The sequence below is a fragment of the Paenibacillus sp. CFBP 13594 genome (assembly GCF_014842675.1).
GTDB classification, from domain to species: Bacteria; Bacillota; Bacilli; order Paenibacillales; family Paenibacillaceae; genus Paenibacillus; species Paenibacillus amylolyticus_B.
In genome coordinates, this window is the sequence record NZ_JACYVQ010000003.1 from 113,204 (window position 1) to 129,897 (window position 16,694).

Consider the following 16,694-nt stretch of genomic DNA (forward strand, 5'->3'; position numbering starts at 1 on the left):
TTTTTCCTTAAAAGTTTATTATTGACAACAAAGAACAAATTGCCATAAAATAGATTTTATATGATATTGATAATCATTATCAATATCAATATCAATCACAATAAATATTGATGAACGTATGAGCGAGTACTTTCATTCGATCGAGGAGGATTTTCAGTGTTTCCGAAAGGGATTCATAATCTGCAAAACCGACTCATTATAAGCAAAGCGAGAGAAATGGGCATCACCTGTGAGCCACTTCTTGAGGGATGCGAAGATTTTCTGAAGCTGTCTGTAGGGGATAAAGAGATCATCATTAACAAGACCAGATCTCATCGTCTGCCGTTAATCGCTGGACTGCTCGCGAAGAACAAGCAGGCATGTAATATGTTGCTGCATGAACAGGGGATGCCTGTACCATCATTTATCGTGATCCCGGAGATGGGGAGCGAAGCAGTAGCTTTTCTGAAAAAATACGGCTCCATTGTAGTGAAACCACTGGATGCGAGCAGCAGCATGGGCGTGACGTTGGATGTGCGTACCGCTGATGAACTGGAGGCAGCCATTCGTCTTGCGAGTGTCCACGGCAGCAGCATTATGTTACAGCAATATGTGACCGGGATCGATTACAGAGTGCTGATTATCAACGGTGAAGTGGTGGCTGTGAACCAGTATCGACCTGTCTATGTCGAAGGAGACGGAACTTCAACCGTTCGGGCGTTAATTGAGCAGTTGAATCAGGATCGAATCGCGATGACGAACATTGGCGAGTATGAAGCGTTTCCCCAGGTGGATGCAGAAACGGAACGACTGCTGGAGGTATTGCATGCACAAGGGACAACTCTGGATGAAGTTCCTGCTGCTGGTGAAGAAATCGAGCTATATGATCTCCGTAACTCAGCCGCCGGAAAAATCAGTGAATTCTACAAGGATTGTACCGAAATCATTCATCCCGAGAATGCGCGAATGATCGTTCAGGCGGCCCAAACTCTTCAGATTGATGTAGCAGGGGTCGATGTTCGTTGTCGTGATATCCGCACGCCGATCTCCAGAGAAGAAGGGGGCATTCTGGAAGTGAACGCCTTGCCGGATCTGACACACCACGTCTTTCCCCATGGGGGGACAACTCGTGATGTGGTTCGGTTATATCTGGAATACTTGTGTCAGGAACAACTTGAATATAAGTCGTATAACTTATAACAACGTATAGATGACAATATATAACGAATATCAGATGATGGATGATAGATACCATCATATATAAATCGGAACTTACCATGATTTTGAACCAAGACACCTTGCCATATATGAATAGTGCAGAACAAGAATCACAGGCAGCAGTTAAGCCTGAATCGATGATAAGGAGCGTTAAAGGGCTATGTCAGTAGAAGTGCAGACGGAATATCTGAAGATGCAAAATGAGAAGGAGTCCAATGCAAGATCGTACCCCAGACATTTCCCGCTTGTCATTAGCAAGGCCCATGGGGTGAAGATTACGGATACGGAAGGCCGCGTATTCTACGATTGCCTGGCTGGTGCAGGAACATTGGCGCTAGGGCATAACCATGACACGGTGGTCAATGCCATTCGCGATGTCCTGGATCAGCAAATTCCGCTACATACACTGGATTTGGCAACGCCGCTGAAGCTCTCATATATGCAAGAACTGTTCTCCATTCTTCCAGCAGAGATGCAGAACAAGGCCAAAATCCAGTTCTGTGGTCCAACCGGAGCGGATGCCGTAGAAGCAGCCATTAAGCTGGTTAAACATGCAACAGGCGGCAAGTCCATTCTTGCCTTTCAGGGTGGTTATCACGGTTCGACCCAAGCAACGATGTCGATGAGTGGCAACCTGAGCAAGAAACAACATTTGCAAAGCCTGCTGCCGGATGTTCATTTCCTGCCTTTTCCTTATGAATACCGCTGCCCATTTGGTGTTGGTGAAGGCATGACGGCCCGGTTAAGCGCACAGTATATCGAGAACTTGCTCGATGATAGCGAGAGCGGTATTGCCGCACCGTGCGGAGTCATTGTGGAGACGGTGCAGGGCGAGGGCGGGGCGATTCCGGCAGACATTGAATGGCTGAAGGAGCTGCGCCGAATCACAGCAGAGCGAAGCATTCCACTCATTATCGACGAAGTGCAGACAGGCATCGGACGCACAGGCCGAATGTTTTCATTTGAACATGCCGGAATTATACCCGATGTAATCATCTGCTCCAAAGCGGTCGGCGGAAGTCTGCCCATGTCTGTCGTCATCTATAAGGAAGAGCTGGACCAATGGCAGCCTGGTGCACACACAGGAACGTTCCGTGGCAATCAGCTGGCCATGGCTGCGGGACTTGCCACACTTCGTTATATCCGGGAACAGGATGTTCTACACAACGTGCATCTGCGCAGTGAGCAGTTCATGAATCAACTGAATGCATTGAAAGAGCGGTATGCAGAGATTGGTGATGTGCGAGGCAGAGGATTGATGATTGGCGTTGAGGTGGTTGATCCAATGGGACGGAAGGATCGTCTGGGACATTATCTGCCTAATGGTGCGCTGGCTGAGTCTATTCAGCGTGAATGTTTCAAGAATGGACTAATTGTGGAACTGGGCGGGCGTCATTCAGCGGTTGTTCGTTTTCTGCCGCCACTGAATATTACGGAACAAGAATCGGGCGCGATCCTGGCGATCTTTGAGAAATCGGTAGCTGAAGCGATTGCCTTAGCAACGGCTGCATGCTGAAGCTGTCCCTGATGAAGAGGCATGCCGTATTACTCGCGATTCTGCTCGGTGCTTTTTCGCTGGTACTAACCAACAGTGCATTCAACCTGCTGCTGCCTTATTTTGTGCAATATTATCAGATCTCTACGACAGCAGGAGGATGGATCATCGCCCTCTACATGCTCGCCATGACATTAACAATGCCACTGGCTTCCCTAATTGTGGACCGACTGGGGCGTAAGCAGACGTATATGTTGGGCATCAGTATCTATGGACTGTTCTCGGTGGCAGGTGCGTTGTTTTATCACTCCATCGAAGTACTCTTGCTGGTTCGTTTCATGCATGGGGTTGCCGCCGGGCTGATGATTCCGTTATCACTTGTGTTGCTGTTTGATGTATATGGACCGGAGGTAAGGGGACGAATTACAGGAGCGTGGGGGTTGCTGCTAATGCTGGCTCCTGCGGCTGGGCCAACGCTGGGCGGTTTCATCATTCAGTATGGACGGCTTGAAATGCTGTTCTGGCTTAATGTGCCGCTGGCTATATTCTCGTTCATCGGGTGCGGTCGAGTCATTCAGACCTATATCCCTGCACGTAGGAAAAAATGGCATCCATCCAGTGTCATAATGCTGATCTGCGCTGTAGGTGCCCTTAGTCTGGGGGTACAGTTGTACGCAAGTCCTGTCGTGGCAGTATGGGTACCTTGGATGCTGATTGCGCTTGGTGTGGTGTTGCTTATTCGTTTTGTCCAAACCGAGAATGGTCGCAAGGAACCACTGATCCGGTACCAGTTACTGCGGCGTAATGCCGTCTTTCCACTGACCGTGCTGATCTCGACCATTCAGGATTGTGTCATGTTTGGCGTGATCTTTGCATTGCCGTTATTGTTCCAGGACGTCTTCCACCTGTCGCCGGCCCTGTCCGGTGCGTTGTTCATTCCCTTGTCGATCTGTACAAGTCTGTTCATGTGGATTGGCGGCAGTTTGCTGGATCGCGGTCGGTCCATGCATTTTATCGCATGGGGTACGTTGCTGGTGTCCATATCGATCTTGTCGTTTGCGGTTCTGCCGATGGGAGCATCGATCTGGATCATCGGTATGCTCATGGCGTGCCGTGGAATTGGCGTTGGTCTGTCAGGCATGAGTATCTCTGCAATTGGCCTGCAAGCATTACCGGACGAAGACATGCACGAAGGGTCAGTGTTATCAACCACGATTGAGCGGCTGGCTTCTTCGTTTGCGGTGATGGGTATGACCCTGTATTACGATATGCGCTGGCAATGGCTAGCCGGGACAGGAACGTCCATGGAGATGGCAAAATGGGGAGCGCTCAAAGAGATCTGTATCGGACTTGGCTGTGCCATACTGCTTACACTTCCCCTGGTCTTACTTATAACCCGAAAGAAGGTTGGCATCATTGTTCGAGATGGAAAACAAGCTCCGGTCTGAGGCTGAGCAGCAGGCCCATGAACATTCGTGCAAGCTGTTGCTGAACTGTTACATACGTGAGCTTGCGCTAGAGAAAGAAAGCGATATTCGGATCAATCCGAATACGCTGACGTACGCGGTTGCTTTTCAAGCCAGCGGGGTGACGGTGACAGGTCGCTTGTCTTATTACTCTGCCATTGGGGAGCATGAATACCTCAGCATGGAATCTGGCGGGGAAACCGTGCATTATCGCGACCTGGTTCGTTGGATCACATCTGAATTAAGCGGGAATGGGGAACAGGGAGCGAGTTTGGATCAACGTGGAATGTTGAAGAGTGCGGTGGAAATGAAGAGTTCACTTGAGCTGGAGAATATACATCCATTGGGTGAAAATACGAACCGTGTCGAGGCGGCGTATGCCAGAGATTTTGCACAAAAGGTAGATAACAGTGTACGTAACCTTACCTTGTATATCGAACAAGCAGCGGGTCTCGACATCAACGACTATCGCACATCGGAACAGTCTTTGTTGGTTGGTCATCCGTTTCACCCGTTCCCGAAGAATTCCAAAGGCTTCAGCGAGCAGGATGTTCAGAAGTACAGTCCGGAGCTGCGCACATCGTTTCAACTCTGTTATATCGCGGTGAGGCAGGATGTCTACGTGCAGGAATGGGTCGATGACGAGGCGGCAATGGATTTGCATGATCTCCTGCGGAGTCATATGGAGCCTATTTTAAAAGGAAAGAGTGAGATGTATGGGCTGCTTCCCGTCCATCCATGGCAATACGCATATATATCTCGGTTGTCCGAGGTACAGCACTATATTCGAGATGAAAAATTAATTCTGCTTGGCAGTGCGGGGCCAATCGTCTATCCGACTTCTTCGGTCCGTACGGTATATGTTCCCGAATGGAACTGCAATATCAAGCTGTCACTGAACATGCAGATCACCAACATGATTCGCACCAATAGTGCTGAGCAGATGCGCAGAACATTGGATGCCTCCAAATACGTCAGCCAGCATGACTGTTTCGGTGCTGAACCGCACACCCATATTGCGTATGAGACAGGCGTAGCGACATGTAACTTTGATGATGAAGAGTTAACCAGTCTGTTTACGATAGCTTATCGGCCCGTTGAGTTTGACGTCGAGAATACGTATGTCTTATCCAGTCTGGTTGAAGCACCGATTCCCGGGATGCGGTCGCGACTGATGACGATGCTGGGTGGTGGACGTGACATAGCTGAGCGCTGGATGGATCGTTATCTGGCATGTTCTCTGCTGCCGATTGTACGGGCGGCGGGAGAGAAAGGCATTCATTTTGAAGCCCATTTGCAGAATACGCTTGTGACATTAAAGGATGGCATGCCTGTGGATTTTATCGTCCGCGATCTGGAAGGGGTCAGTGTGGATGAGGAACTTATCCGTGAGCAGGATTGTGCTGCGTCCGATTTATTATTTTATTCGCGAGAGAACGCCTGGGCGCGGACATCGTACTACTTTATCGTCAATCATCTGGGGTCTCTGATTCATGCCATGGCGCGAGATGTGAACGTCCCGGAGGAGCATTTCTGGAAGCAAGTACGTGAGGTACTTGTGGAGGAACTGGAACGAACGGGCAATGCATATGTGCAACATCTGCTGATAACGGATGCATTTCTGGCCAAACAAAATCTGGTGAGTTGTCTAAGGGGTATCAGTCAGACTCCAGCCTACGTGCCAGTGAGCAATGTAATGAAACGAATAGGGAGTGAAGTGCGTGGGAGTCGTGGGATACAGGGCTGAAGCAGGCGGCAGGACAGAAGCGATATACGTAAATGTACAGGAACGGATCATGCGGCAGACGCTGGAGGCGATGTGGTTCGAAGGCATTTTGGACAGTGATATGAGTGGAAGCGAATGGCGAACCAGCGGCCTTACATCTTCCGGCGATTCTGTGGCGTACACGTGTGAAGCCGAACGAAAGTTTTCATTTGGCCGAGTGAAGGTGAAGAAGGGTTCGATTCAAAGGGAAGGCGTACCCTGCACCGATCTGGATCTGTTTTTGGAGGAAATCGTGCTGAACTCATTGAAGGGTGCCAATGTGACGGCTTTTATTCAGGAGCTGCTCGAAACGATGGCAAAGGACAGCCAGTGCCGGGCGATATTGCCGTTGAACATTCCGCTAGAAGATCGGCATTATGATGCGCTCGAAAGTCACATGACCGACGGTCATCTGTATCACCCGAGTTACAAGTCGAGGTTAGGGTTTTCTCTGAAAGACAATCTGGCCTATGGTCCTGAGTTTAACTCTGAAGTTTCATTAGTCTGGGTGGCTGTGAAAAAAGAACTCGCTCAGACCGCTGTATCCGCGGGATATAGTTCTGAAGAATTGGTAAGGCAGCATCTGACTGCGGAGGACGTAGAGCGATTTCAAGAGGTTCTGGAGGGTGACGGTAAGACAGGTTCTGACGCGGATGATCGATATGTGTTCATTCCGGTTCATCCGTGGCAGTGGGAGCACCAGTTGGAGTCGGTATATGCCCGTCAACTGATGGATGGAGACATCGTGTATCTCGGTCCATCGTCTTCGCCCTATCGTGCACAGCAGTCAATCCGTTCGCTGTCGAACCGGGTGAACCCCGAAGCTCCTTACATTAAGCTGGCTCTCAGCATTACCAACACGTCGAGCACGCGGATTCTGGCACAGCATACGACCCAGAACGCACCGTTGATCAGCGATTGGCTGGATAATCTCGTTCGTGAAGATGAGCTGTTGCAGCGGGCGCAGTTTGGCCTTTTAAAAGAAATCATGGGACTGTCGTTCCGTTATGAGCAGTTGCCTGCAACGCAGTATGGACGGGCCTACGGCACACTCGGAGGCATCTGGCGGGAGAATGTATCGGTTCACCTGAAGCAAGGTGAGACGGCGTGGCCGCTGAATGCGCTGATGTTGGTACAAGCGGATGGTGTTCCATTTATCCAGGATGCTGTAGAACGACATGGCGTGGAAAAGTGGAGCGAGGCCCTCGTTCGCACGGTTACACTGCCGATTATCCATCTGCTCTATGCACACGGGATTGCACTGGAATCTCATGCTCAGAATATCATTTTGGTACTGGAAGACGATCTCCCGAAACGGATTATTATCAAGGATCTGCATGATGGTGTTCGCTATGTACCGGATCAACTGTTACATCCGGAAAGGGCACCGAAGCTGAACCCCGAGCCGGAAACTCATCGCAAGTTCAATCGGTATTCTTTCATCTATGCGGAAGATGTGTCGGAAGTCCGTGACTATACGTATGACGCATTCTTCTTTATCTGTATGACGGATATTGCGTTGGCCTTTGAGAAGTTTGGATTGTCAGAGCAGTCATTCTGGCAGCTGTGCGCAGGTGTAATTGTGAATTATCAGAAGCAGCACCCGGAATACGCAGAGCGGTTTGTTGCATTTGACCTTTTTGCCGAAGATGCACTGATCGAAGAGATGACCAAGCGCCGTCTGTATGGGGATGGGGAGTTGTATTTCCGTAAGGCGAGCAATCCGCTCAAGGTATCGAAGGATGCACTGGAATCACAGGGAACGCTTGAATTAAAGGGAATCGTCGAATGAGAATGAACACGCTGAAGGAAAAAATCTCACGTAAACAGCCCGTGTATGGCCTTTTTGTATCCATACCGCACCCAGTCATCATTGAGATGATCGGACATGCGGAATATGACTTTGTCATTATTGATCTGGAACATGCCGCAACATCGATGGATTCGGTAGAGGAATTGATCCGGGCGGCGGAACTGGTAGACCTAACTCCGCTGGTACGTATCTCGAAGGTAGAGCGAGCGGAGATTCTTAAAGTGCTGGACTGTGGCGCACAGGGCATCGTTATTCCGCATGTCGAGCAGTTGGAGCAGGTGGAAGAAGCGGTTCGTCACGCTTACTATCATCCGGTTGGCATGCGGAGTCTGAATAGTGGTCGTCCTGGGGTATTTGGGAAATATCCTCTCACGGGATACATTGGGGAAGCGAACGAACAAGTGATGATTGTCCCCATGATTGAAAGTGCAGAGGGAGTTCGGCAAAGTGCACAGATTCTGTCTCACCCTCGGGTGAGTTTTGTATTGGAAGGTGCGGCGGATCTGTCGCAATCCCTCGGCGTGCCATGGCAGACCGAGCACCCGGATGTGAGACGTGCGCTGGATGAATTGCATGCTACCGCGCAGCAGCGCGAAGTACCTTATGCTACGGTCACGAGAGGCATGGAAGACATGGCGCTCTGGGCTGAGCGGGGAGTACATATATACGTGCTGGGGGATGACCGAAATACGGCATTTCGGGCGTATGCCCAAAAACGGAATGACTACAGGAAATGCGGGTGGGCAGATATGAAACCAAGTGTATGGCAGGCGATCGATGAACTTCAACGAGGGATGGAAGACCCGGTATGTGCGTATATCTATGATCTGGCTGGCATTCAGGAACAGGTACGTCAGATGCTGGGCAGCATGCCCGAAAATACACAGTTGTTCTATGCCATCAAGGCGAATCCTGATCCACGCATCATTGAGGCGTTGCTTCCATTGGTAAAGGGCTTTGAAGTGGCTTCCATTGGAGAGTTGCTCAAAGTTAGAGCTGTAAGTCGAGAGGTTCCAATTCTGTTTGGAGGTCCGGGTAAAAAGGAGAACGAGCTGCGGTTAGCAATCGAGAATGACGTGAGTTATATCCATGTGGAAAGTCTGCTGGAGCTGCGGCGCATCATTGCGATTGCGAAAGATAGAGAGAAGGAGCAGGCGCAGGTACAGAAGAACAGGCAGCAGCAAGAATGGGAGCAGAAACTGGGGCTGAGGTACACGCAGGAGTACAGAGAGGAACCTATTCAAGGACAGCAAAAGCAGGATCAAGAACATGCGCCCCAACAGAAACAACAACAGAAGCAAACGCAGGAAGTACGCATTCTGCTCCGAATCAATCTGCGAAGCAGTACGTTACCCCGGACGAAGATTGTCATGGGCGGTGGGCCAAGTCCTTTTGGCATCGATGAAGAGTCGGTGGAAGAAGCGATCGAACTCATTCGTGTGGAAGGCGCGGGTATTGTTCGGTTGAGCGGGTTCCATTTTCACTCTTTGTCCAACAATATGGACGCCAGGCTGCATGCTGAGATGATTGAGCTGTATTTGCAAAAGGTAGAGCAATGGCAGCAACAATATGGTCTTCCTGTGGAAGTGGTGAATGCAGGAGGGGGATTCGGTGTCACTTATGATGGAAGTCCCGGATTCGATTGGTCGTTGTTTACTTCCCTGCTGGAACAAAGTGAAGCCAGACAACGCCTTGTTTCACGTGGAGGTGAGTTGTATTTCGAATCTGGTCGACTGCTTGTGGCAGACCACGGGTATTATGCCGCAGAGGTTACGGATATCAAAACTTCTCATGATCAGCATTTTGTTGTGTTAAGAGGAGGTACGCACCATAATCGTCTGCCTGCTTCATGGGGGCATAACCATCCGTTTCAGATCATGACGACGGAGCGTTGGAAGCATTCATTTGCCCGCCCAGAGGTAAGGGATGGTCGAGTCCATATCGTAGGTGAGCTGTGTACACCCAAGGATCGCATGCATTCTGATGCGGAGGTAGCACTGCTGCGGGTGGGAGATATTGTTTTGTTTGAAAAGTCTGGAGCTTATTGCTGGACCATCTCGCATCATGATTTTCTGGGGCATCCGCACCCGGCATTCCATTATCTAACGGAGGACAATAATCATGTCAACACTGATGAAGCATTCCAGTCTGCAAGCCGCTGAACGCCAGATTATGGCGGATCTGATGAATTCATTTTTGGCCGAGCAATTACTCCCACTGGAGGATCACCCATTCATTAATTTTGCCGCAGCACCTGCACCATTCAGACGATTGTATAAGGAATATGACGGCGAAGAGCAGATACAGAATGGTGCTTCTGACATTAGATTGCATACGCAAGGTGTACTGTGTCTGATTGAAACAGGAGTGAGACAAGCGATTCAGTGGGTTCAGGGTTCAGCAATATATGAGGAGAAACCAGATGGAAGCTGGGTTCTCCTTGATTCTGCGGCAGAAGTTGGACGTGCGGTGTTACAGAGGGCTTTGTCGGATGGGGCTTATGCGCAGCCTGGAGTTGCGGAGTTCCTAGCTAGTCTGGATATTGCTGTGGAGCAGTACGCTCTGGGCTGGGAACAAGTTCAGTATCTGTCCGCCTGCGTTCCTGCCTCTGCTTATGAGTGGTTTATCAAAGGGGAGCGCGTTGCGGCATTACGGGATCGTCCATTCCACCCATCGTCCAAAGCCAAGGTGGGATTCAACGCAGAAGATGTTACACAGTATGCAGCGGAATTCGGGAAGGCGATTTCGTTACGCTGGGTGGCTATACGGCTGGATGCCGTGCAGCAAGGTTGCGAAGATGGGTTGTCCATTTTGGACGTCTTAGACGATGTTCAGCGAGGAATGGTGGAGGCCGAGTTTGCCCGAAAAGGGATCACGCTCTACGAATATCTGCCGATGCCTGTTCATCCGTGGCAATTGCAGCATGTGATCCTGCCTCGCTTCACTGGAGAGATTGAAGAGGGCAGCATTGTTGTATTGGATATTGAAGCGGGCGACGTACAGGCCACATCCTCTCTGCGCTCGATGGCCCCATCAACCGAATCTAATCTGATGCTCAAACTACCCGTTAGTGTGCTGTCGCTGGGGGCTGCTCGTTATCTGCCAGTAGTCAAACTGTTGAATGGTCTTGCTGGAGAACAGATGTTAAGACAGGCCGTTGCTTGTGACGAGACGTTGAAGGACAAGGTATATATGTGTGAAGAGCAGAACTGGTGGGGGTTCATGCCCGAATCCATGGGATTGTTCGACGATCATCCCCGGCATCTGGCTGCACAGATTCGTGTGTATCCTCCTGAATTGTTGGATGAATCCTACAAAGTCATCCCTATGGCTGCGCTGGGTGTGAATCTGGATGGACATCATCTATTAACGGAGATTCTGGGAGATGACCTTAGCAGTACGGACGTGGTGGAATTCTATAAGAGTATAGCTACGACGTTCTATGATATCGTGATGCGTCTGTTCAAGGTGGGTGTTGTACCTGAGATTCATGGTCAGAACTGCTGTCTGGTGTTACGGGATAATCAGGTAAAAGGTCTATTGTTCCGCGATCATGATTCCGTGCGTCTGCATCAGCCTTATCTGGACAAACATGGCATTGCAGACCCTGCCTATCATATTCGACCTGGCTACTCGAACAGTCTGTATAACGAGACGATCCAGAAGCTGATCTTTTATGTTCAGTCGCTCGGGACGCAGGTGAATCTGGCTGCGATCATGGAGGCACTGAGCGAGGTGTATCACATCCCGGAAACGAAGTTATGGGAGATCACGGAGCAGGCTTGGAAGGAAGCGCTGACTCATGTGCAGCTTCCTGAAGGTGACCGGGCCGAGCTCGCTCATGCGGTGTTCGAGAGCGAGGCGTGGCCCGTGAAGTTGGTTGTCCGTCCGCTGCTTGAAGCAGACGGAGTGCCTGGCGCGATGCCATCGGGCAAAGGCATAGGGTGGAACCCTTTTCACAAGGAATAGAGGTTAAAGTGAGTTCAAAGCTGCATAAAGTATTACAAAATAAGAGGTGACTTGAGATAATTCAGGTCACTTTTTAGATTTGGTTAACGATCAACTTGCAGTTCAAAGTGTAATAATTACTGAACTATATACAGTTTTCATGCAGGGAATGTCATTTCCATGACGAAACTTCTAATTAAGTTAGAAATAAGCAAGTTATGGAGGAATTTATGAGTAAAAATAATTGGTTTATTAGAGCCGGAGAGAATGCATATCTCTTCGAAGAGTTCAAAGAAACACAAATGATAGCCATTGGTTGGAATGAAGTAGGTTCATTGGCCCAAGTAAGACATATCGATGATGTGAAGAAGCGACTTCGTAACGAGTATCCTGACTATAAGGATGGCAAAGTAAATATAACAGCGGGCCAGTTAATCAGATTTGCTAATGAAATGAAAGTAGGAGATTTGGTTGTTACATATAATCCTCAAACACGCGAGTATCTGATTGGGGAAATTACGTCAGACTATGAATTTGGTGAAGGGGTTATTTCCGACAAAAATCACTATAGAAAGGTGTTGTGGAACGGGCTAGTTAATCGAGATGTTTTAACAGCGAACACACGGAATTCCCTAGGTTCGATAATGACTCTTTTTGCATTGCAAAATGAAACAGTGAAGGAACTGATCCATTTTTTGGAATCCAAAAGTGCTGAGTCTTTTGAATCACAACCGGAAGAGACTGAGAAAGAACAGGCAGAACTAGATACAATCAAGGAAGATGTAATTGAAAGAGCACATGAATTTATAAAGGACAAATTCAATCATTTAGATTGGGAAGAAATGCAGAGTCTGGTAGCTGGTGTCTTAAGAGGCATGGGATACAAAACAAGAATATCTGTAAAAGGGCCTGATCGCGGAAGAGATATTATTGCATCGCCAGATGGTTTGGGGCTACAACAGCCTAGAATTATGGTGGAAGTCAAACATAGGAAAAACGCGATGGGTTCCAATGAAATTCGAAGTTTTATCGGAGGATTAAGACCCGGTGATCAAGGGGTTTATGTTTCAACAGGTGGATTTACCAGAGAGGCTAAATATGAAGCAGAACGTTCTAACATTCCAGTATCTTTGGTAGATGCAGATCTACTGGTAGAGCTGATTAATCAGCATTATGATGCATTTGATTCAGAGGCTAAATCATTAATGCCCCTAAAGAAGATATATTGGCCTCTATAAAACAGAGAAGGTAACCCGGTTGACGGGTTGCCTTTTTGGCTTGTTGTCATTGGGAGTTGAAATACTTGGCGGGGAATAATACGTTCATCAATCTGGCTAAAAAATCTTGTGAAATGGAGTTACAGGAGAGAGACTGATGATATAATCAGGTTATGTGTTATAGTCATACTTGTGTATTATCGAAAAGGTTTTCGTAAAAATCGATATCAACTGTTGTAACCGCAATCATAATTTACTTCAAGAAAGTGAGAATCTACCATGAATCAGAAGAGGCTTTTTAATGATGGATGGCAATTTGTGAAAAGTAAGCTGGACGTTACGGAACCTGCGGGTCTGGTGTATGAACCTGTGGAGCTTCCCCATGATTGGCTGATATATAATACGCTTGAACTGTATGAAGACAGCATTGGATGGTACCGTAAGACGTTCCATTACACGAAGGATGAGCAGCAGCTTTTGCTCTGTTTTGATGGCGTATACATGGACTCTTCCGTGTATGTGAACGGACAGCTTGTTGGGGAGTGGAAGTATGGCTATTCTGCTTTTGAACATGAGATCACAAATGCACTGGTGGAAGGCGAGAATGAAATTTTGGTCAAAGTGGTGCATCAGAGCCCGAACAGCAGATGGTATTCCGGGGCTGGAATCTATCGCAACGTGTGGCTGAAGACAAGAGATCGCAACCATATTGTTACGGATGGAACGTATGTATCTATCAAGCAACAACCGGGTGGCTGGCAGGTGGAAGTGGATACGGAGCTGAACCTGGAACAGAATCAGCAGGCAGAGTTGGTGCATACGATCCGGTATGAAGGTCAGGTGGTGGCATCCAACCAAGCGAATGTTGCGGTTTCGGTGGGTGAGAACGCGGTTGTATCGACAGATAGCCAACAGATCATTGTGCAGAATCCAAACCTGTGGAGCCCAGATGCACCGCATCTGTATGAGCTGGTCACCGAACTGAAACTGATCTCGGAAGATCAGAGTGAAGAGATCATTGAGGCTGTATCCCAACGTATTGGATTCAAGGACGTTAAGCTGGATCCGAGCGAAGGTTTCTATCTGAACGGGGTCCACACGAAGATGAACGGTGTGTGTGAACACCATGATCTCGGGGCGTTGGGAGCGGCATTTAACCTGACGGCATTGCGTAGAAGATTCATCCTGCTGAAAGAGATGGGTGTCAACGCCATTCGAACTGCGCATAATATGCCGGCCAAAGAGTTTATGGAACTTGCAGACGAGATGGGCATGCTCATTGTGTCCGAAGCGTTCGACATGTGGGAACGGGCTAAGACACCGTATGACTATGCGAGGTTCTTCCCGGAGTGGGCGCATACGGACGTGAAGAGCTGGGTGAAGCGGGACCGTAACCATGTCAGTCTAATCATGTGGAGTATCGGGAACGAAATCTATGATACCCATGCGGATGAGCGCGGTCAGGAAGTGACCCGGATGCTGATGGATTATGTGTTGGAATTTGATCCAAAAGGCAATGCGGGCGTGACGATTGGTTCCAACTATATGCCATGGGAAAATGCACAGAAATGTGCGGATATCGTGAAGCTGGCTGGCTACAACTACGCGGAAAAATACTATGATCAGCATCATGCAGAACATCCGGACTGGATCATCTATGGCAGTGAGACCTCATCAGTGGTGCAAAGTCGTGGCATCTATCACTTCCCATTCGAACAGCCAATCCTGGCCGATGATGACGAGCAGTGCTCGGCGCTTGGGAACAGCACGACAAGCTGGGGCGCAAAGTCGGCTGAATATTGCATTCTGGCTGAGCGGGATCGTCCGTATTCGTTGGGGCAGTTCCTGTGGACCGGATTCGACTATATTGGCGAACCGACGCCGTATCATACGAAGAATTCGTATTTTGGACAGTTGGACACAGCAACGTTCCCGAAAGACGCTTATTATATCTACCAGGCGGCATGGACCGATTATAAGAAAAGTCCGATGGTTCACCTGTTCCCTTATTGGGATTTCAATCCGGGTCAGATCATTGATGTACGCGTGTGCAGCAACGCGCCGAAGATTGAGTTGCAACTCAACGGTGAGACGATTGGCACCTACGATATTGATCACGCCCATGGAACACAGCTATCCGGCTGGTGGAAAGTCCCTTATGAAGAGGGTGAGCTGAAGGCGATCGCTTATGATGAGAACGGTGTTGTGATTGCAACCGATGTACAACGCTCTTTTACGGATGCGAAGAAGATTCGTCTGCAGGCGGATCGGGAGCAGCTACAGGCGAGCGGTAAAGATCTCATTTTCGTGGAAATTACGGTGGAAGACGAAGCGGGTAATCCGGTGCACAATGCCAACAACCGCGTCCAGGTTCAGGTGTCCGGTGCAGGGCGATTACTGGGTCTGGATAATGGAGACAGCACGGACTATGATCCATATAAAGGACTCAGCAGAAGGTTGTTTAGCGGCAAACTGATGGCCATTATCGGAGCAACAGATGAGGCTGGGACAGTACGGATCGAAGTATCTTCGGAAGGGTTGGAAGGTGCCGCAGCTGAGTATGAAGTGCAGGTTGTGGATGCGACAGATGTCGATCGTGATATAAAAGAAGTGCATTCCGTCTTCATGGTCAATGAAGAACGTCCGGTGCTGACGGGCAGCGCTCAGGAGATTCCTTTGCGGAAAATCGAGATCATCAGCGAATCAGGACAGCTTCTCGATCCGTCCAACCCAGAGCTGGTCGTAACGGCCAAGCTGTATCCGGAGAACACGTCCTATCGGGACATCGAGTGGGCTGCTGTGAATGATGGAGGCATTGAATCCAACATTGCCAAGGTGGAGGTCATGCCTGCGGGAACGGACGGCAATGGAGAGAATCAACATACGGTGAAAGTATCGGCGATCGGTGACGGGGCGTTCCGACTTCGCGCTACCAGTGCAAATGGTACGGATAAAACAAAACTCATCTCCCAGCTGGAATTCAAGGCGGAGGGTCTCGGAACAGCATACAAAGATCCATACGGCTTCATCACGGGCGGATTGTATGATTACACCAAAGGCGAGGTTGGTAACGGGAATGAACGCGGTGTAGCAACAAGTCGGGACGGGGAGACACATGTAGGCTTCCGTAATATCGACTTTGGACCCTATGGTTCCGATACGATCACCATTCCGATCTTTGCATTGTCGAGTGAAGAGTACTTTATTCAGATCTGGGAAGGCATGCCGGATGAAGAAGGCAGCACAATGATCGCTGATGTGGTATATGACAAGGAATCCAAATGGAATGTGTACCAGGAAGAGACATATAAGCTGTCCAAACGCCTGAGTGGGATTACGTCGATCTGTTTTGTGTTGAAGCAGAAGATTCATATTAAAGGGTTCTCTTTTGAGCCCCAGAGTCGCGCTTTTGAACAAAATGCGGCTGCATCCTGTGACCATCTCTATGGAGATACGTTCAAAATTGAGGGTGACCGTGTTGAAGGTATCGGGAACAACGTGTCGTTGGAGTTCGAAAACATGGACTTTACAGCAGAAGGCACGCCGAAGCTCGTCATTCATGGCCATTCACCAATAGATAAGAATACAATTCATATCCGCTTCGCAGGTGAGGATGGACAGAGTAACCAGCTGGTTGAGTTCACACAATCCGAAGGATATGAGGAGCGGGTGTTTGAGCTTGAACGTGTGACAGGTGTGCAAAAGGTAATCTTTATCTTCTTGCCGGGAAGTCAGTTTGACTTCAACTGGTTCCGTTTCGAGAAGTAAGTATGATGTAAATATAAAAGCCCTT

Annotated in this window: 9 protein-coding genes; all 9 read left to right on the top strand. The window is 49.0% G+C overall.

Annotated elements, in window-relative coordinates:
* Window positions 1-156: 156 nt before the first annotated feature.
* The 9 genes from IFU39_RS11395 (at window position 157) to IFU39_RS11440 (ending at window position 16,669) form a co-directional block, all read left to right on the top strand.
* The gene (locus IFU39_RS11395; RefSeq protein ID WP_091015875.1) at window positions 157-1,179 is read left to right on the top strand and encodes a hypothetical protein; all 1,023 of its coding nucleotides are present in this window, start codon (window positions 157-159) and stop codon (window positions 1,177-1,179) included.
* A 178-nt stretch (window positions 1,180-1,357) separates the two neighbouring features.
* The gene (locus IFU39_RS11400; RefSeq protein ID WP_149846289.1) at window positions 1,358-2,713 is read left to right on the top strand and encodes a diaminobutyrate--2-oxoglutarate transaminase; all 1,356 of its coding nucleotides are present in this window, start codon (window positions 1,358-1,360) and stop codon (window positions 2,711-2,713) included.
* Window positions 2,707-4,140 (top strand): MFS transporter, encoded by a 1,434-nt coding sequence (locus tag IFU39_RS11405; RefSeq protein WP_223199849.1) that lies wholly within the window; start codon window positions 2,707-2,709, stop codon window positions 4,138-4,140. Before IFU39_RS11400 ends, IFU39_RS11405 begins: the two co-directional genes overlap by 7 nt.
* Window positions 4,118-5,905 (top strand): IucA/IucC family protein, encoded by a 1,788-nt coding sequence (locus tag IFU39_RS11410; RefSeq protein ID WP_223199850.1) that lies wholly within the window; start codon window positions 4,118-4,120, stop codon window positions 5,903-5,905. Before IFU39_RS11405 ends, IFU39_RS11410 begins: the two co-directional genes overlap by 23 nt.
* The gene (locus IFU39_RS11415) at window positions 5,880-7,715 is read left to right on the top strand and encodes an IucA/IucC family protein (RefSeq protein ID WP_149846291.1); all 1,836 of its coding nucleotides are present in this window, start codon (window positions 5,880-5,882) and stop codon (window positions 7,713-7,715) included. The genes IFU39_RS11410 and IFU39_RS11415 overlap by 26 nt, the downstream gene beginning before the upstream one ends.
* Entirely contained in the window at window positions 7,712-9,898 is a 2,187-nt protein-coding gene (locus IFU39_RS32900) for an aldolase/citrate lyase family protein (RefSeq protein ID WP_223199851.1), read from the top strand. The genes IFU39_RS11415 and IFU39_RS32900 overlap by 4 nt, the downstream gene beginning before the upstream one ends.
* Complete coding sequence (locus tag IFU39_RS11430; protein WP_149846292.1) at window positions 9,858-11,705, top strand: IucA/IucC family protein; 1,848 nt, start codon at window positions 9,858-9,860, stop codon at window positions 11,703-11,705. Before IFU39_RS32900 ends, IFU39_RS11430 begins: the two co-directional genes overlap by 41 nt.
* Before the next feature lie 209 nt (window positions 11,706-11,914).
* Window positions 11,915-12,922 carry a restriction endonuclease gene (locus IFU39_RS11435; RefSeq protein WP_192132678.1) on the top strand — a complete coding sequence of 336 codons (1,008 nt, stop codon included), beginning with the start codon at window positions 11,915-11,917 and terminating at the stop codon, window positions 12,920-12,922.
* Window positions 12,923-13,180: 258 nt separating this feature from the next.
* Window positions 13,181-16,669, top strand: a complete 3,489-nt coding sequence (locus tag IFU39_RS11440; RefSeq protein WP_192132680.1) for a glycoside hydrolase family 2 TIM barrel-domain containing protein — start codon at window positions 13,181-13,183, stop codon at window positions 16,667-16,669.
* Window positions 16,670-16,694: the final 25 nt, after the last annotated feature.